This window comes from Metabacillus endolithicus, from assembly GCF_023078335.1.
GTDB lineage: Bacteria > Bacillota > Bacilli > Bacillales > Bacillaceae > Metabacillus > Metabacillus endolithicus.
On the sequence record NZ_CP095550.1, the window covers coordinates 2,356,661 to 2,374,403 of the forward strand.

Below are 17,743 nucleotides of genomic sequence, written 5' to 3' on the forward strand. Positions count from 1 at the left end.
CCTCCTGATACTGTTACTTCCTACTTCATGCTAATGTTTGTAAATGGATGCTCATCACGATTAGCAGGGAAAGTAAAGTTCGTTACATCCTTTTGATAGATTGCTGTTTTCTTAATATAAGAAATAGGAATAAGCGCTCCCTGTTCTTGTATCGATGTTAAGATTGATGTATATAGCTGCTGACGTTGTGCCTCATCAGTTGTCTGAGGAACCTCTGCAATTTGTTTTAAAATTTCAGCTTTGTTTGGATAAGCTGATATTGCCTCATTAAATCCAAATCCTTCTGATGCAACGATGTTTAAGAACGTATGTGGATCATAAGGAGTTCCATAGTTACTAAAGAAATTCACATCAAATTCATTATCCTTAAAACGTTGAACCTGCTCAGTTAGTTCAACTCCTACAATGTTTAATTTTACACCAATTGCTGCCCATTCAGATTGAATAACTTCAGCCATTGTTTTTTGAATTTGTTCTGCTGAGTCATACATTAGCTCAAATTCAAGAGGTTGTCCATCTTTTTCACGAACCGTTTCTCCTTCAGAAAGCGTCCAACCTGCTTCGTCTAATAACGATTTTGCTTTTTCTACATCATAATCAATGACAGTTGCACCATTGTCTTTTGTATAAGGTAAGTTTGTTGGCAGGATATAGTCTGCTTTTTCTTCATAACCTGACGTAACACCCTCAACTAAAGCTTCCTTATTAAAAGCGTAGTGTAAAGCTTGACGGACCTTTTCATCAGAAAGCTGTTCTTTTTTCGAGTTGATCACAAGCTGTCTTGTTGCAACTGGCTCAGAAATACTAGATTCATAGTTTTCTGTTGATTCTAACTGTTTGAAAGCATCTAAACTAATTGTTCCTTCACCATACAGGAGATCGATTTCACCTTTTTCAAACGCTAGCACTCTTGTTTCGGCATCAGGAATAACTTTCACAGTGATTTTTTCTTCTTTTGGAAGCTCACCCCAGTACTCTTCATTACGCTTGAAAACAGCATATTCATCTACTTTATAGTCTTCTAGCACCCATGGACCTGTTCCGACTGGTTCTACTACACCTTTTGAAGTATCACCATCCTCAGGAAACCCTGCTTCACCTAAGAAACGAACCGGTCTTACAACAGCCAATTCCTGAATTGTTGGATAATAAGCTTCTGTTAATGTTAGCTTGAACGTATATTCATCAACAACTTCTGTTGAATTAATTTTTGAAAGAAACCCTAACCAGCTATGCATATCTAAATGGTTTAGTACGGTATCAAAATTCTTTTTCACAACTTCAGCATTAAAGCTTGTTCCATCAGAGAACTTTACACCTTCACGAAGATGAAACGTATATTCCTTACCATCTTCAGAAATTTCCCAAGACTCTGCAAGATGCGGTTTTAGCTCTCCACCTTCTTGGTAACTCACTAATGGTTCATATACCATTGATTGCGCAAATAATTGTGAAGGATTATACACATGCGGATTCATTTCTCCTATATCTCTAGGCCAAGCGAACGTAAGCATATTCTTTTCGCTTTTTTCCTCTGAGCTCACAACTTCTTCTTTGTTATTTGCACACCCAAATAATATTGTCGATAAAATTAAAATAAATACAGATAATAGTAGAACTTTACGATGATGTTGTACCTTCTTAACCAAAACTGTTTCCTCCCAAATGCAATTGATAATTGTTTTCAATTGTATGGGAAGTAGTCGCTTGTGTCAATAGAATTGTGGGAATTTTCAGGTTTGAGGTGCCTGGTTTGGGGTGGGAGTCTGCTCTGGGTTTGGTGCTGCTCTGGGTTTGGGGTGCCTGTCACTTCCCGAAATTTGTCGAACCCTTCACAATATGTAAAACTTCCACTTTCTTTGCCGAATTGGTTCTTGTTTTGTCTAACATGAAGGGAACTGCCTTTTTAGGTCGAAAATTTACTCTAGTAAGTTCCTTAACAATATCTGTTCTTGGGATTGGCGCAACGAGGAGTTTAGGACTTGTACTTATATCAGTATCAGGGGAGGAGAAAAGATGAGTACAGCTGCTGTTGCAAAGTCACTTGGGGTTTCGAGAAGAACGTTAATGAGATGGGTAGATCAGTTAGATTTGGAACTAGAGAAAAATGAGCTGGGACACTATCAATTCTCAGAAGAAGATATAGAGAGACTAAAACAACTTCAAAACAATCCAACAGGCACCCCAACACCTGCTAATGAGCAAACACGAAAGGGGACTATTACACAAATGGTATCACTAGATGAAAACAAAGTAGATTTTTTAACACAAAGACTTGAAGAAGTGGAAAGAAAGGTTCAAAGCAAGGCTGATGGAGTCGTATCCTATCAACTTCTTCAACATCGAAGAGAAATGGAAGAATTACAAAGTATAATCAAAAAGTTAGAGCTTCGAATTGAAGAGCTTGAGCAAGAAAAACTTTCGAAAAAACAAGAATTTGGTAAAGATCCTGCTCTAGTTTTTGATCAAACAAAAGCACCAGCGAAGCCATCGCGTAGAAAGGGGCTAATTAGCTCGATTTTAGGCTTTTAAGGGGCGAAAAAATGCCCCTCTATTTTTTTCTAGATTAACGTCGATTCTATACCTCGGTAAAGCCGTAATCATGTTTTCATGAATTTCCTTCGTTTTCTTCTTCATTTCCTTTTTTGAAAGATCCTCAGTTGTAAACACCTTTACATTTATATGATTTGCATTCATGATGACTCTTCCTAATGATAAGGTATCGTCATTCATAATGGCTTCTTCTAATTTACTTTGGTCATCCCCTTTGTCGGGTCTTGTTTCTGTTAGATCAAGGAAATTTGGATTTTGGTTTGGAACAAATTGCTCATCGTCGAGCTCTTGGTTATCATATGTGCCATGACCATCCCTCATCAATCTTAACCCGTTCACATCTTCCTGCTGGGGCTCGTAGCGCTCTCCTGCTTGGAATTGGCAGCCCGCCATACAAAAGCAGAGGATAGATAAGATAAGGACCTTTTTCATTTTTCAGCACCTCCTAGTTGTAGGATGCCCGATGATTTTCTTTTCATGAGGGGAAATGAGGACGTATGGGGGTGGATGAAGATCATTTTCCTTCATTCAAGACGCTATGTTGGTCTTCATCTCTCTTATGAAGAACATCTCACTTCTTTCGAGCCATCATGTTGGTCTTCATCTCTCTTATGAAGAACATCTCCCTTCTTTCGAAACGCTGTAATGGTCTTCATCACTCCTATGAAGACCATCTCACTTCTTTCGAAACGCCATGTTGGTCTTCATCTCTCTTATGAAGACCATCTCCCTTTTTTCGAAACGCCATAATGGTCTTCATCACCCTTATGAAGACCATCTCCCTTCATTCGAACCGTCATAATGGTCTTCATCTCTAAAATTAAAAAATTCACACCCTGCTTTGGCTTTCCGTAACAAAAAAACAGCCCAATTTCATAAAAAATTGGACTGTTCAATCTAAATATTCTCTTAGAAGTCAAATAGCAATCAAGTCATTCGACAAAACCCGGGAAGTGACAGGCACCACCAGCTCGACGCAGACAGGCATCGCCCTACTTCACCACATTACTCTCTCTCTTAAAATCCTTCACCGGTGCTCCCGGTACTTCGTGGTGGTGTCTGCATCTTGGTTCGTAGGATTCAGAGGCACCGACTAGGATGATTGGGTCGTCATAGGATGCTGGTTTGCCGTTGATGAGTCGCTGGGTACGGCTTGCAGGAGATCCACAAACTGAGCATACTGCTTGAAGTTTAGTGACGGATTCAGCTAGTGACATTAAGGCAGGAACCACGCTGAAAGGTTCTCCTCTGAAGTCTTGGTCTAATCCAGCTGCAAGGACGCGGTAGCCTTGATCGGCTAATAAAGTTAAAACATCAACGATTTGTTCATCGAAGAACTGGACTTCATCGACTGCGATGACGTCTGTTTTTTCTGTTATATATTCAAAAATCTCAACTGAAGCAGCGAGTGGCTTGCAAATGATGGCTGTTCCGTTATGGGAAACAACACTTTCTTCGCTGTATCGGTTGTCGATTACAGGTTTAAATACTTTTACCTCTTGTTTAGCAAATTGAGCTCGTCTTACGCGGCGAATAAGCTCCTCTGATTTGCCTGAGAACATGCTTCCGCAGATGATTTCAAGCCATCCGCTTTGCTTCATTACATACATTGAAACGGCCTCTCCCTTCGTTGCCTCGAGTTTACTCGGGCAACCGATTCCTGGTAAAGTGATCATCTATTATGACATGTATTATACATGGTATCATCGTTCAAAAACCCTACCAATATATGTAGGATAACCAAATTTTAGTGTGAAAATTGTAAAAGTAGGCGTGAAAAAACAGGCAAGAGCCAAAATGTCCTGCCTGTTTGGAAAAAGCCTTATTATTGTTGTTGTGACTTAAGGCCGTATTTTTTGTTGAATTTATCTACACGTCCACCTGCATCTGCAAACTTTTGACGTCCAGTGTAGAATGGATGGCACTCAGAACAAACCTCAACTTTGATCTCTTTATTAGTAGATCCAGTTTCGAATTCGTTACCACATGCACATGTCACCATAACTGTATTATAGTTTGGATGAATTGCTGATTTCATTCTTTTCATCTCCTTCCGCCCTGAGTCTTTCGAAACAGAGTTATATATCTAGGCTTTCACTCGTCCAATTGACAAGCTGTTTCCTAGAAAAGCACATGATGAAATTATAACAAGTGCTTAAACTAAAATCAAGCTGAAGTTAAATATTACTAATTACTTTGTTTATCGATTTCGAGCCTTTTTCATTTCCTCATCTAAGTTGCTGAAGAATTCCTCGTTTGATTTTGATTGACGAAGTTTTCTTAGGAACTTTTCAACAAAATCAGGAGTGTCTGTCATAGATTTACGGATCGCCCATAGTTTTTCAAGGTGATCTTTAGGAATAAGAAGCTCTTCTTTTCTTGTTCCAGAACGACGAATATCGATTGCCGGGAAGATACGTTTTTCTGCAAGAGAACGATCAAGATGAAGCTCCATATTACCAGTACCTTTAAATTCCTCGTAAATCACGTCATCCATACGTGAGCCTGTATCAACTAAAGCTGTTGCTAAAATGGTTAAGCTTCCGCCTTCTTCAATATTACGAGCAGCACCGAAGAAGCGTTTTGGACGGTGGAATGCCGCTGGGTCAATACCACCTGATAATGTACGGCCACTTGGCGGGATAACTAAGTTATAAGCACGAGCTAGACGTGTGATGCTGTCCATTAAGATGATTACGTCTTTTTTATGCTCAACTAAACGCATGGCTCTCTCAAGAACAAGCTCGGCCACTTTAATATGATTTTCTGGAACCTCATCAAATGTAGAACTTACAACATCGCCAGCTACTGAACGCTCAATGTCAGTTACTTCCTCAGGTCTTTCATCGATTAACAGGACGATTAGCTCTGCTTCAGGGTTGTTTGTTGTGATGCTGTTGGCAATCTCCTTTAAAAGCATTGTTTTACCTGCTTTAGGTGGCGCCACAATTAAACCACGTTGCCCGAATCCAACTGGTGCAATAAGGTCCATAATTCTTGTAGATAGGTGATTAGGTTTTGTTTCAAGATATATTTGTCTATCTGGATATAGAGGAGTTAGTGCTGGGAAGTGAACACGTTCCTTGGCTGTTTCAGGGTCTTCACCATTTACCGCTTCTACATGAAGTAACCCGTAATAGCGTTCGTTTTCTTTAGGAGGTCGAACTTTACCTGAAACTTTGTCTCCATTACGTAAGTCAAAGCGTCTGATTTGGGATGCAGAGATATAAATATCCTCAGAGCTTGGTGAGTAATTAATCGGTCTTAAGAAACCAAATCCTTCCGACTGAATAATTTCCAAAACACCTTCCATAAACAATAGATCTTCTTGCTCTGCATTTGCTTTTAAGATCGCAAAAATTAATTCTTTTTTCGTTAGCTTGCTATAATAGGACACTTTATAGTGACGGGCAAGCTCGTATAATTCTTTCAATTTCATATGTTCCAATGAAGAAATTGAAACCTGATTCATAAAAACACCACTCTTTTTCAATTTTCAATACATCATACTTTCAAACGTTCATCATTCAAACCCATTTCATATGTGAGAACTTGTCTAATAGCAAATTAGGATATAGATGATTTGCTCTATGTTGTAAAAGAAGAATAAACATATCACTTTAGGATAGAGAAGGAAATGAAGGTGAGCTTGAAGTAGATTTTGTAGTTATTCATTCAATGCAGCACTCTTTATTTTTACCCTATTTCTTAGATTTAATCAATCATTTTTGGAATTTTCCATTAAAATAGAGCAATAACGAAGAAAGTTTTATTAGATTGACAAGGATAAAGGTTTCCCCTCATCCTTGTCAATTATATTTTACAGCTTACGAATTTTGAAGTTGTTCGATTTCTTTTTCTGTTAATTTTTCACGCCAAATTGTTGCACCAAGACCTGTTAGTTTTTCCTCTAACTGACTGTACCCACGATCGATATGCTCTAAACCTGTAATCTCAGTTATTCCGTCTGCCATTAAGCCTGCGCAGACCAAGGCAAGCCCCTGCGCGCAAGTCACTTGCTTTTACTTTTGCTCCTTGAAGCTTCGTAGGACCAGAGACGATTGCTGATCTGCCTTCAACCTTAATTGATGCACCCATTCTTCTTAGTTCATCAATATGCTTAAAGCGTGCAGAATAGATTGTATCTGTTACAACACTAGTTCCGGTTGCTCTTGTTAAAAAAGAAGTAAACGGCTGCTGCAGATCTGTTGGGAAGCCAGGATAGACAAGCGTTTTAATATCAACAGCTTTTAGTTCCTTTTGTCCACCAACGATTAAAATCTGGTCATTGCTTGTTTCGATATGCATGCCCATTTCTCTTAGCTTCGCAATTAAGGATTCAAGATGTAATGGAATAACATTGTCGATCATAACCTCTTTACCCATTGCTGCACCAATGATCATATATGTTCCCGCTTCAATGCGGTCAGGAATAATGGAATGACGGCAGCCATGGAGCTTTTCAACACCATCGATGCGGATTACATCTGTACCAGCACCTTTAATTTTCGCACCCATACTTGTTAGTAATGTCGCAACATCAATGATTTCCGGTTCTTTTGCTGCATTTTCAATGATTGTTCTGCCTTTAGCCAAAACAGCTGCTAGCATAATGTTAATCGTTGCACCAACACTAACAACATCTAAGTAAATACGAGCACCTTTTAATTCATCCGCACGAAGATAAATCGCACCTTGTTCATTTGTAATTTGAGCACCTAGTGCCTCAAACCCCTTAATATGCTGATCAATCGGGCGTGGACCTAAGTGACAGCCGCCTGGAAGGCCGATTACAGCCTTTTTGAAACGACCAAGCATCGCTCCCATTAAATAATAAGAAGCTCTAAGCTTTTTCACTTTTCCATTTGGTAAAGGCATCGAAATCATTGAAGAAGGATCAACAACCATCTCATTGTTTTTCAACTCTACCTTACCACCGATTTCTTCTAATAAATCACCTAATATATTCACATCTGAAATGTTTGGTAAACCCTCAATTGTAACAGGAGATTCAGCGAGAATCGTCGCTGGGATTAGTGCAACCGCACTATTTTTTGCTCCACTAATTGATACTGTACCTTTTAGTAAATCTCCACCGGCAACTTTTAATTTTTCCATGTTAGTCTCCCTTCTATGAAGTTGACTTTCCGGAAAGAACATTAAGGGTGAGCTAGGCTCTGTTTTAAGCATAGCTATGTATAAAATCACACGACCATCATGTTTTCCGAATTAAAAACATCTAGTCAACATAATTAAAAAAATTAACAACCATGTTAGACGACTATTACCTTTTATAAGTGTTTATCTATTTTATTGCCTTATATTCCTTAGTCAATACATGACAATCTTACATATGTAAAACTTATTCGCCTGAAAAAAAGCGATCCTTTTTACAGACCCTCTTATTATTAAACCATCTATTGTGTTGGACAACAATGATTTACTGTAAAAGAATACGTTTTTCTATGAGTTTTTGAGAGTTTAGTGAAAAATGATGTTTTTTACTAGGAGAATCTTGATGCAACGAAAGATTTTGTAGGTTATGATTTGCGGAAAAAGAATGTGATTCTCAAGATGACAAATGAAAACGGACTAGCTTAGGCAAGTCCGCTTTCTATTATTCTATCAATTATGGTCAGCTAGGTAAAGGTTTAGAAGGATTTTATCAATAATTGTTAGCGCTTTCTTAATTTTCGGAATATAACCGCCTTTTAACAAGGCGGCCTATTCCTAAAAATTTATTAAGCTTTATTAGAAGAACCAAATTCACGCATTTTGCCGATAACTGTTGCTTTAATCGCGTCACGAGCTGGTCCTAAATATTTACGTGGATCATACTCATCTGGCTTCGCAGCTAACACTTCACGAACTGTTTTTGCAGATGCAATTTGGTTTTCAGTGTTAACGTTGATTTTAGCTGTTCCGAAAGAAATAGCTTTTTGGATATCCTTAGTTGGGATTCCAGTACCACCGTGAAGTACTAATGGCATATTTGTTAAGCCAGCGATTTCTTCCATTTCTTTGTAACCTAAGTTAGGCTCACCTTTGTATGGTCCGTGTACAGAACCAAGAGCTGGTGCTAGGCAATCAATACCCGTACGTTTAACAAGTTCTTCACACTCTTTTGGATCTGCATAGATTACGCCTTCTGCTACAACGTCATCTTCTTGTCCACCAACAGTTCCAAGCTCAGCTTCAACTGATACACCTTTTGAATGAGCATATTCTACAACTTTAGAAGTTGTTGCAATGTTCTCTTCAAATGGATCATGTGAAGCATCAATCATAACAGATGTGAAACCTGCATCGATTGCTTCTTTACACTTGTCAAAGCTTGAACCGTGATCAAGGTGAATTGCTACCGGTACAGTGATGTTGTAGTCTTCGATAAGACCTTCAACCATTTTTACAACTGTTTTGAATCCGCCGATATAACGAGCTGCACCTTCAGATACACCAAGAATTACTGGTGAGCTTTCTTCTTGAGCTGCTTGCAGGATCGCTTGAGTGAACTCAAGGTTGTTGATGTTGAATTGACCTACTGCATATGCTTCGTCTTTTGCTTTGTTAAGCATTTCTGTCATTGAAACTAAAGGCATGTGAAAAATCCTCCTATATAGACCTTATTTTTCTTATACAGAAAAGTATATCATACCTAGCATGACCAAATAATTTCCTTATATGTAACTTCGCATGATCACTTTTCACATCTTCTAGCATACCAATATATGAAGATTTCGGCAACAATTCGACATATATTAGGGTAATATAATATTACAGGATGCTTGCAAAGTTAGGTTTAGTAATTAATTCGCTTTAAGTGGTAAATACTTTTTTACTGCTTCACGAATTTCATCGATGTCAAATGGTTTTGCAAAGTGTGTGAGTGCACCTAAGTCTTTTGCTTCTTGGATCATATCAAGTTCGCCGTAAGCTGTCATGATGATGACACGGATGTCTTGGTCGATTACTTTCATTCTTTTCAAAATTTCGATTCCATCCATTCCCGGGATTTTCATATCAAGTAATACAAGGTCTGGAGAGTGGTTTTCCACGATTTCAAGTGCTTGGAAACCGTTTGCCGCTTGGAAAGTTTGATAGCCTTCTTTTTGAAATACTTCATTTAGCAAAATACGAATTCCGTATTGATCATCAACAATTAAGATTTTTTCTTTTAACATTGTCTACACCTCTTGAGTTATTTTTGTTTTTTGTGACATATATCGAACTTTCATTGAATAATTAGCATTTATTTTCACGCTAACATAAAGCGCTTAAAGCATAAATAAACGATCACCTAAAGAATTCGTTTCCCCCTGGATATTCCCTGCTTTTTTTCATCTTCTTTTCTCGACAAATTCTGCTTGGGTTAAGTTTATCATAATAAGGTTTGTTATGGTAAACTTGTTGGGGTGTTGCCTGTCACTTCCCGGATTTTGTCGCAGAAAATTCGGGTGGTGACAGGCACGCCCCGAAGTTTGTCACATTAGGAGGTTATATTTTTGATGAAGATTTTCTCCACACAGTTAACGGGTCATTTTAACCGAATTGTAGAGCAAGAGGAGCTGAGTATTGAGGATAGTGCGCGCTTGCTTGCCCAGGCTTTAGTTGGTGAAGGAAAGATTTATATATATGGTTTTCAAGAGTTACATGGCATTGTGTTAGAGGCGGTTAACAGCAGTGAGCCTCTTATCCGTTCAGAAGCTTTGTTTAATCAAAATGGTGAAATGAAGGAACTAACAGCTGCCGACCGTGTTCTACTTTTTACATATCGATCAACGGATGAAGAAGCGATTAAGCTTGCTCAAGAATTATCCTCTAAAGGAATTCAAACAGTTGGAATTTCTGCTGTGATGAAAGGTGAAGAAGCAGGGCTCAACAATATCACGGACCTACATATTGATTCAAAATTAAGGCAGCCGCTCATTCCTGGTGAAGATGGTGAGAGATACGGTTTTCCCGCCTTAATGACATCGTTATATGTTTACTACAACTTAACTTTTATCTTAAAAGAAATTTTAGATGAGTTTGAGGATGATGAGCTTTAATTCTCAACAAAAAAAGAATGAACTCTTAAAACGAGTTCATTCTTTTTTATTATCGTACCCTAATTTAACTGAAATTTTTTCAGCTACTTCTTTCACTTTATCAATAATAACCGGAATGGTTTCTGCTTGGAAACGAACATTTGGACCTGCCACACTTATACCTGCAACCACTTCTCTTTTATGATTAAAAATAGGCGCAGCAATTGATGTAGTGTAGTCTTCTAACTCTGAGTTACTAATTGTATAACCATTCCTCTGTGTTTCCTTTAATACTTTACGGAGCTTTTCTTGGTCAGTAATCGTTCCTGAACCAATTGCTCTTAGTTCGACATCTTGTAAATATTGCTCCAGTTCATCTTCAGGTAAAAAAGCAAGAAGAACTCTTGAGCATGCTCCAGCATAAAGAGGGGATTTCCTGCCGATTGCTGTATACAACCTAACTGGCTGGGTTGTATCAACCTTTTCAATATACATTGCTTCATGTTGGTCCCGAATTGTCAGGTTTACAGCTTCTCCCATTTCATCTCGAAGGAATTTCATATAAGGCAAGGCAATTTGACGGATGTCTAGCCTGTCCGCCACCAATTGACCGTATTGTAAAAATAATAAGCCAAGAGAATATTTACCATCTTCATCTTTATCAAGAAACCCCATATCCTCGAGTGAACCAAGCATACGATGAACAGAGGTTTTTGGCATGCCGGAAACTTTGATCATTTCATTAAAAGATAGTTTAGGATGCGTTAAAAAAAGGGTAAGGAGGTCCATCGATTTAATCACAGTTTTATTCTTATTTTGCAAAAATTCTCCCCCTTAGTCGATACAATCTAGTAATAAATTGTCTTTCATTCATTATATATTATTTTATTAAAAGATTGTACCGTACCAGGTCGCTTGCGGAGAATCTATTCTTTTATCGAAATATGATAGGTTTCTAGAAATTTCGTATTAAACTCACCCGAAACAAACGCGTCATGCTCTAATAGCTCAAGGTGAAACGGAATCGTTGTTTTAATCCCAGTAATGATGAATTCATCAAGAGCTCTTTTCATTCTTTGCAGCGCATCTTCACGATCTTTACCCCAAACGATTAATTTGGCGACCATTGAATCATAAAAAGGAGAAACAGTGTAGCCCGGATAAACAGCACTATCTACCCTAACGCCAAAGCCACCTGGTGGAAGATATCCTTCAACAAGACCAGGAGATGGCATAAAGTTTTTCACAGGGTTTTCAGCATTGATCCTACATTCGATTGCCCAACCGTTAATTTTAACTTCCTCTTGTTTAAAAGAAAGTTCATATCCAGCAGCTACTGCTATTTGCTCCTTAATAAGATCAATTCCTGTGACAAGCTCTGTTACAGGATGCTCGACTTGGATACGCGTGTTCATTTCCATAAAATAAAAATGACCATGTTTATCTAGTAAAAACTCTACCGTTCCTGCACCATGATACTTTACAGATTGAGCTGCTTTTACAGCCGCTTCACCCATTTTGTTACGCAGTACTTCATCAAGGGCTGGTGACGGAGCCTCTTCGATCAGTTTTTGGTGGCGGCGTTGAATGGAGCAATCTCTTTCACCAAGATGAACAACGTTTCCAAATCGGTCGGCAATGATTTGAATCTCGATATGACGCGGTTCTTCTAAATATTTTTCTAAATAAACACCCGGATTTCCGAAGGCTGTTTCTGCTTCTTGCTGTGCTTGACGAATTGCTTTTTTCAATTCTTCTGCACCGTACGCGACTCTCATTCCTTTACCGCCACCACCTGCTGTAGCTTTCACGATCACTGGATAACCAATTTCAGTCGCAACTTGCAATGCCTGTTCCTCATCTTTTATCAACCCATCTGTTCCCGGTACAGTCGGCACTCCTGCTTTACTCATTGTTTCACGGGCTACGTCTTTTGTTCCCATTTTTTGAATCGCCTCTGAGTCAGGGCCAATAAATGTGATATGGCATTTTTCGCATGCTTCAGCAAAATCTGCATTTTCGGCAAGAAAGCCATAGCCAGGATGTATTGCATCCGCTCCTGTCATTGTTGCAGCACTCAAAATATTCGGTATATGTAAATAACTTTCCTTTGAAGCTGTTTTCCCAATACAATAAGCTTCATCAGCTAATTTTACGTGAAGTGCTTCTCGATCGGCCTCAGAAAAAACAGCAACTGTTTTAATCCCCAATTCTTTACATGCTCTTATAACTCGAACAGCAATTTCTCCGCGATTAGCAATTAACACTTTCTCAAACATATGATGTTTCCTCCTTACCAAAAGTTAAGATTTTCTAATTGCAAACAAAGGCTGGCCAAATTCAATAAGCTGACCTTCTTCTACTAAAATCTCAACAATTTCTCCATTAACTTCAGCTTCAATTTCATTGAAAAGCTTCATGGCTTCTAGTATACAAACAACCGTGTTACTTTGAACTTTTGAGCCAACTTGAACAAATGGATCTGCATCTGGATTTGAACGGGAATAAAATGTACCAACCATTGGAGATAACACCTTATGTAGATCTTCTTTCTTCTCTTCTACCTTTTCTTGTTTCTCCACAACAGGAGGCTCTACTACAACCGGTGCTGCTGGTGGTTGTGGGCTTGGACATCATTTCTACAACAGGTGAACCTTCTACTTCAGAAACTTTTTCAATCACAACCTTTGTTCCCTCGTGCTCTAACCTGAATTTTTGAATGGATGAAGAATCAACCGCTTTAATCATTTCTTTAATGTCATTTATGTTTAACATGAATTGTTGCTCCTTTATTGTTTTAATTTATAGTTAATACTCACCGCTAATTGCTTTAAGCTTTTTTCTCTTTCTAAATACAATCTTTCAGCTTTTTCTAATGTTATTTCAGTAAAAGAAAGTGACTGACCTGGCATCACCTGTGCAACAACAGGTAGGTCAACCGTTGCAACTTGACCGATTTTCGGATATCCCCCTGTTGTTTGCCGGTCAGCAAGCAGGATAATTGGATTTCCATCAGGCGGGATTTGAATGGTTCCATGAGCCACAGCTTCTGAAAGCATTTCCAATTTTTCTTCTAATTCAATAGATGGTCCTGATAATCGGTACCCCATTCGATCAGATTGTGGTGACACTCTAAAAGATTGGGTGAAAAACTGCTGCTTGCTATTGGCTGTAAATTGTTCGAACTGTGCTCCTGGTAAAACGCGAATATTCGGATTTTTTGTAAGAGGTAGAAACTCATTCCAACGAACAGACCAGTTAGTTGTTAGGAACGCTCCTTTATATTGCTTGTTTTTTAGCTTTTCAATCTGTGAGAAAGCTCCTTCTGATATCGGATTTGTTTCTAAAACATCTCCCTCTTGAATCGCTCTTCCTTGATATCCACCTATTTCAGCTCTTAAGTAGGTGCTTTTGCTCTTCATCATTCTCTGAACAGCAAAGCCACCAGCTACTGCCAGGTAAGTTCTGCAGCCAGACTTTTGTGCTCCAAATTGAAGTTTACTTCCTTTTTTCACAAAAACAGGACGCCATAATGGAACAGAAACCCCTTCAATCGTAGGAGATAAATCTCCTCCTGTAATTGCGATGAGCATATCTTTTTCAACTAACAACGTTGGTCCCATTAAAGTGATTTCTAATGCAGCTTCTTCTTTTGAATTGCCAACTAATAAATTTGCGATTCTGAGAGAATATGAATCCATTGCACCGCTAACAATGACTCCGTACTTTTGGTATCCATACCTTCCTAGATCCTGGATCGTCGTAAGCAGTCCTGAACGTAGAGTGGTTATACTCATTTGTTTCCCTCCTTCCATTCCAAAAAGTCATTGTAGGAAATAGGATAGAACTTCACTATGTCTCCTGCCTGAAGTAGACTTGGTGGTTCTTTTTCTGATAAAAAAAGACTAAGAGGAGTTTGACCAATCAGCTGCCAGCCGCCTGGTGTGGAAATCGGATAAACACCGGTTTGTTTCCCGGCAATTCCAACAGAACCGGCTGGGATGCTAGTTCGCGGTGTCGAACGTCTTGGTGTTGCAATTTTCTCTGACATCCCCCCTAAAAACGGAAAACCAGGGGCAAACCCGAGCATATAAACGAGATATTCCCCACCTGAATGAAGGCTTATCACTTCATCTGTTGTTAAGTTGTTTTGTTTAGCGACAAATTCCAGATCCGGACCGCATTCACCGCCATAGCAAACGGGAATTTCAACGGTCCGATGTGTTTCTATTTCTTCATCTTTCAGGTTTGTTAACATATCCTCGATGATGGAACGGACATTTTTGTAAGGAGAGACCATTTTCCCTACTTTATAAGCGTGGCTCTTTTCTTCTACTAAAAGTGGATCATAAAAGACAGTCAAACTGGTATATGATGGAATACATTCAATGAATCCCTTAAAGCTGTTTTGTGTTAAATAATTAGACAACATTTGTACCTTACGATGTACGGAATACTCGATTTCATTGCCATACCGAACCACAATAGCAGCATCTCCGGCAGGTTCGATGATGAAGTTCTCTTGATTTATATGATTAGTCTTTGTCAATCCTCTCACATCCTCTTTGCATCTTTTAATAAGAAGATTTCCATTTGGGGATTTTCCTTAATGACTATTGGAAATCATTATAGTAAACAATTTGGGAAAGAAATTTACTTCCTTTTATTTTATCATAAGCTTCTTTTGCTTCTTTTTCGTTATTGAACTCAAACATTTTCGGATGATTGTGCTCTGAGTAGACAGTGATAACCCACATTAGAAAGCCTCCTAAGCTATTTTTATTATAATCTATTTATCTTATTCCGTTAAACGGAACTAAAATTCCTTATATCGGACTTAGAGGCTATTATAATTTTAGTTTTTATAAAATACAACAAAAAACTTGAACAAAATGATGTTTGTTAGAATAGTTAACAAAATAGTTTAAAAATTTAAACAGATACATTATAGTCAATCCATGTTACAATAATTGAAACTTTAGTTCCTAAATTCGGGAACAAAGCTATACTTGTACTCATTTTTTTAAAAGGGGAATCTTGTTTGTATCAAATTGATTTGAATTGTGATTTGGGAGAAAGTTTTGGGGCTTATAAAATTGGGATGGATGAAGAAGTTCTTCAATTTATTACATCAGCAAATGTTGCTTGTGGATTTCATGCCGGAGATCCTTCTGTCATGAGAAAAACCGTGCAACTTGCTCTTAAGAATAACGTTAAAATTGGAGCACACCCTGGACTACCTGATTTAGCAGGCTTTGGTCGACGTAACATGAACATTTCTTCGCAGGAAGCCTATGATCTCGTTGTTTACCAAATAGGAGCTCTTTCCGGCTTTTTAAAGGCAGAAGGAGAAAAAATGCAGCATGTTAAACCACACGGTGCTTTGTATAATATGGCGGCAAAAAACAGAGAATTATCGGAAGCGATTGCCGAGGCTGTTTACAAAGTAGATCCACAGCTGATTCTTTTCGGTCTTGCCGGAAGTGAATTAGTAAAGGCTGGTGAAAAAATCGGACTTAATACAGCACATGAAGTCTTTTCTGACCGAACTTATCAGCACGACGGCTCATTAACACCACGAACTCTACCCCATGCACTTATACATAGCTACGAAGATTCTGTTTCACAGGTTATTCGTATGATCAAGGAAGGAAAAGTTCGTTCAACGCAAGGCGTTGATGTACCTGTATTAGCTCAAACAGTTTGTATTCATGGAGATGGTCCTGAGGCTCTTGTATTCGCTAAACAGCTAAGAGAGTCAATGCAATCTGAAGGCATAGAAGTAAAAGCGTTTAGTTAGGAGGAAAATTTATGGAGCCACTTAATGTTTCACCAAAAAAGGAAGATAAAAGCAAATCATCTTTACCAAAAATGAATTGGTCACTCTTAATGGGAGCTGCCTTTTTAATGGCAACCTCAGCAATTGGACCTGGTTTCTTAACACAAACAACTGTGTTTACTCAAACATTAGCAGCCAGTTTTGGTTTTGTTATTTTAGTTTCTATTATTTTAGATATTTTTGCTCAAACAAATATATGGCGAATTATTGCTGTTTCTGAAAGAAGAGGACAAGATATCGCCAACATGGTTTTCCCGGGACTCGGGTATATCCTTTCTTTCCTGATCGTCCTTGGAGGTCTTGCCTTTAATATTGGGAATATTGCGGGTGCCGGAACTCGGTTTAAACGCAATAACCGGTGTATCGCCGGAGGTTGGTGCGGTGATTGGTGCAGTGATTGCAATCTTTATTTTCGTTGTAAAAGAAGCAGGAAAAGCAATGGATCGCTTCACACAAATTGCAGGATTTGTCATGATTGGATTAATGATCTATGTTGCGATTACAACAGCTCCTCCTGTTGGTGAAGCGATTATCAGATCTGTAGCACCCTCGCAAATTGATGTTTTAGCGATTGTAACGCTAGTTGGTGGTACAGTTGGTGGATATATTACCTTTGCTGGTGGCCATCGTCTTTTAGAAGCTGGTATAAAAGGAAAAGCCGCGATTCCAGAGGTAACAAGAAGCTCTGTTGTCGGGATTTTATTTACATCTGTTATGCGTATTGCCCTTTTCTTAGCTGTACTGGGAGTTGTTTCAAAAGGGTTAGGATCACAAATTGATCCAACGAACCCACCTGCATCTGTGTTTCAGCTTGCAGCTGGAGATGTTGGTTATAAAATTTTCGGTATTATTATGTTTTCTGCTGCTATTACATCAGTTGTTGGTGCAGCGTATACTTCTGTTTCGTTTATTCGTACATTCAGTGATAAATTAGAGAGAAATAATAAGGTCATTACAATTGGTTTTATTGTGGTGTCAACTCTTGCTTTTGTGTTGATTGGTAAGCCTGTTAAAGTGTTAGTGTTGGTTGGAGCTTTAAACGGACTTATTCTGCCATTAGCGCTTGGAACCTTGCTTGTTGCGGCTTATAAGAAGAGTATTGTTGGGGATTATAAGCATCCGTTATGGTTAACGATTTCGGGAGCGCTTGTAGTGATTGTGATGGCATTTTTGGGTGCATATACGATTATTAAGTCGCTTCCTCAGTTGTTTTGATTTGGTGAATGTAGACTAAGGGTAAAAATTAGCTCGTTCCATTGCGCTGCAGACACTTGCTTTCCGCGGGGAGGAAGCCAAGCCTCCTCGGCTTTGCCTGCGGGGTCTT

At 38.7% G+C, this 17,743-nt stretch carries 16 protein-coding genes and 3 pseudogenes; 4 read left to right on the forward strand and 15 right to left on the reverse strand.

The genetic code is table 11. The features are described 5' to 3' along the window. Positions 1-20 precede the first annotated feature (20 nt). Positions 21-1,598, reverse strand: coding sequence for a nickel ABC transporter substrate-binding protein (gene nikA / locus MVE64_RS12210; protein ID WP_379052593.1), 1,578 nt, complete (start codon positions 1,596-1,598; stop codon positions 21-23). 418 nt (positions 1,599-2,016) lie between these two features. On the opposite strand from nikA, the gene MVE64_RS12215 reads away from it, so the two are divergent. Further along, complete coding sequence (locus MVE64_RS12215; RefSeq protein WP_247346683.1) at positions 2,017-2,532, forward strand: MerR family transcriptional regulator; 516 nt, start codon at positions 2,017-2,019, stop codon at positions 2,530-2,532. On the opposite strand, the gene MVE64_RS12220 is transcribed toward MVE64_RS12215, so the two are convergent. The 8 genes and pseudogenes from MVE64_RS12220 to MVE64_RS12255 form a co-directional block, all read right to left on the reverse strand. Continuing rightward, complete coding sequence (locus tag MVE64_RS12220) at positions 2,521-2,985, reverse strand: hypothetical protein (RefSeq protein ID WP_247346684.1); 465 nt, start codon at positions 2,983-2,985, stop codon at positions 2,521-2,523. The genes MVE64_RS12215 and MVE64_RS12220 overlap by 12 nt on opposite strands. A 281-nt stretch (positions 2,986-3,266) precedes the next feature. Next, on the reverse strand, positions 3,267-3,449 hold the full coding sequence (locus MVE64_RS12225; RefSeq protein ID WP_247346685.1) for a hypothetical protein: 183 nt from the start codon (positions 3,447-3,449) through the stop codon (positions 3,267-3,269). Positions 3,450-3,545: 96 nt separating this feature from the next. Further along, entirely contained in the window at positions 3,546-4,163 is a 618-nt protein-coding gene (locus MVE64_RS12230; protein WP_098795429.1) for a thymidine kinase, read from the reverse strand. Positions 4,164-4,378: 215 nt separating this feature from the next. Continuing rightward, positions 4,379-4,591, reverse strand: coding sequence for a 50S ribosomal protein L31 (gene rpmE, locus MVE64_RS12235; RefSeq protein ID WP_098795428.1), 213 nt, complete (start codon positions 4,589-4,591; stop codon positions 4,379-4,381). A gap of 162 nt (positions 4,592-4,753) precedes the next feature. After that, on the reverse strand, positions 4,754-6,025 hold the full coding sequence (rho, locus tag MVE64_RS12240; RefSeq protein ID WP_121663898.1) for a transcription termination factor Rho: 1,272 nt from the start codon (positions 6,023-6,025) through the stop codon (positions 4,754-4,756). A gap of 355 nt (positions 6,026-6,380) precedes the next feature. Next, positions 6,381-7,671, reverse strand: a pseudogene (murA, locus tag MVE64_RS12245) (UDP-N-acetylglucosamine 1-carboxyvinyltransferase). Between the two features lie 623 nt (positions 7,672-8,294). After that, the gene (locus MVE64_RS12250; RefSeq protein ID WP_247346686.1) at positions 8,295-9,152 is read right to left on the reverse strand and encodes a class II fructose-bisphosphate aldolase; all 858 of its coding nucleotides are present in this window, start codon (positions 9,150-9,152) and stop codon (positions 8,295-8,297) included. A gap of 207 nt (positions 9,153-9,359) precedes the next feature. Beyond that, positions 9,360-9,734 carry a response regulator gene (locus MVE64_RS12255; RefSeq protein ID WP_098795424.1) on the reverse strand — a complete coding sequence of 125 codons (375 nt, stop codon included), beginning with the start codon at positions 9,732-9,734 and terminating at the stop codon, positions 9,360-9,362. A gap of 321 nt (positions 9,735-10,055) precedes the next feature. Between MVE64_RS12255 and MVE64_RS12260 the strand changes: the two genes are divergently transcribed. Further along, on the forward strand, positions 10,056-10,601 hold the full coding sequence (locus tag MVE64_RS12260; RefSeq protein WP_247346688.1) for a DUF2529 domain-containing protein: 546 nt from the start codon (positions 10,056-10,058) through the stop codon (positions 10,599-10,601). Between the two features lie 36 nt (positions 10,602-10,637). On the opposite strand, the gene MVE64_RS12265 is transcribed toward MVE64_RS12260, so the two are convergent. From MVE64_RS12265 to MVE64_RS12290, 6 genes and pseudogenes are all read right to left on the reverse strand, one after another. Beyond that, positions 10,638-11,402 (reverse strand): IclR family transcriptional regulator, encoded by a 765-nt coding sequence (locus MVE64_RS12265; protein ID WP_247346689.1) that lies wholly within the window; start codon positions 11,400-11,402, stop codon positions 10,638-10,640. A 104-nt stretch (positions 11,403-11,506) separates the two neighbouring features. Then, complete coding sequence (gene accC, locus MVE64_RS12270; RefSeq protein ID WP_247346691.1) at positions 11,507-12,859, reverse strand: acetyl-CoA carboxylase biotin carboxylase subunit; 1,353 nt, start codon at positions 12,857-12,859, stop codon at positions 11,507-11,509. A 24-nt stretch (positions 12,860-12,883) separates the two neighbouring features. After that, positions 12,884-13,355 (reverse strand): annotated as a pseudogene (gene accB / locus MVE64_RS12275) (acetyl-CoA carboxylase biotin carboxyl carrier protein). 14 nt (positions 13,356-13,369) lie between these two features. Then, positions 13,370-14,377, reverse strand: a complete 1,008-nt coding sequence (locus MVE64_RS12280; RefSeq protein ID WP_247346692.1) for a 5-oxoprolinase subunit C family protein — start codon at positions 14,375-14,377, stop codon at positions 13,370-13,372. After that, on the reverse strand, positions 14,374-15,129 hold the full coding sequence (pxpB, locus tag MVE64_RS12285; protein ID WP_247346693.1) for a 5-oxoprolinase subunit PxpB: 756 nt from the start codon (positions 15,127-15,129) through the stop codon (positions 14,374-14,376). The genes MVE64_RS12280 and pxpB overlap by 4 nt, the downstream gene beginning before the upstream one ends. Positions 15,130-15,193: 64 nt before the next feature. Further along, entirely contained in the window at positions 15,194-15,337 is a 144-nt protein-coding gene (locus MVE64_RS12290; protein WP_247346694.1) for a hypothetical protein, read from the reverse strand. 284 nt (positions 15,338-15,621) lie between these two features. On the opposite strand from MVE64_RS12290, the gene MVE64_RS12295 reads away from it, so the two are divergent. Continuing rightward, a complete protein-coding gene (locus MVE64_RS12295; protein ID WP_247346695.1) occupies positions 15,622-16,380 on the forward strand; it encodes a LamB/YcsF family protein in 759 nt (252 codons plus the stop codon). Positions 16,381-16,451: 71 nt separating this feature from the next. After that, positions 16,452-17,634: pseudogene (locus tag MVE64_RS12300) on the forward strand (NRAMP family divalent metal transporter). Positions 17,635-17,743 lie beyond the last annotated feature (109 nt).

What these genes read in the sequence shown, in the direction of transcription:
- MVE64_RS12215 (WP_247346683.1), top strand. Translation starts at nt 2,017, where the DNA reads ATGAGTACAGCTGCTGTTGCAAAGTCACTTGGGGTTTCGAGAAGAACG.
- MVE64_RS12220 (WP_247346684.1), bottom strand. Translation starts at nt 2,985, where the DNA reads ATGAAAAAGGTCCTTATCTTATCTATCCTCTGCTTTTGTATGGCGGGC.
- MVE64_RS12230 (WP_098795429.1), bottom strand. Translation starts at nt 4,163, where the DNA reads ATGTATGTAATGAAGCAAAGCGGATGGCTTGAAATCATCTGCGGAAGC.
- rpmE (WP_098795428.1), bottom strand. Translation starts at nt 4,591, where the DNA reads ATGAAATCAGCAATTCATCCAAACTATAATACAGTTATGGTGACATGT.
- rho (WP_121663898.1), bottom strand. Translation starts at nt 6,025, where the DNA reads ATGAATCAGGTTTCAATTTCTTCATTGGAACATATGAAATTGAAAGAA.
- MVE64_RS12250 (WP_247346686.1), bottom strand. Translation starts at nt 9,152, where the DNA reads ATGCCTTTAGTTTCAATGACAGAAATGCTTAACAAAGCAAAAGACGAA.
- MVE64_RS12255 (WP_098795424.1), bottom strand. Translation starts at nt 9,734, where the DNA reads ATGTTAAAAGAAAAAATCTTAATTGTTGATGATCAATACGGAATTCGT.
- accC (WP_247346691.1), bottom strand. Translation starts at nt 12,859, where the DNA reads ATGTTTGAGAAAGTGTTAATTGCTAATCGCGGAGAAATTGCTGTTCGA.
- MVE64_RS12280 (WP_247346692.1), bottom strand. Translation starts at nt 14,377, where the DNA reads ATGAGTATAACCACTCTACGTTCAGGACTGCTTACGACGATCCAGGAT.
- MVE64_RS12290 (WP_247346694.1), bottom strand. Translation starts at nt 15,337, where the DNA reads ATGTGGGTTATCACTGTCTACTCAGAGCACAATCATCCGAAAATGTTT.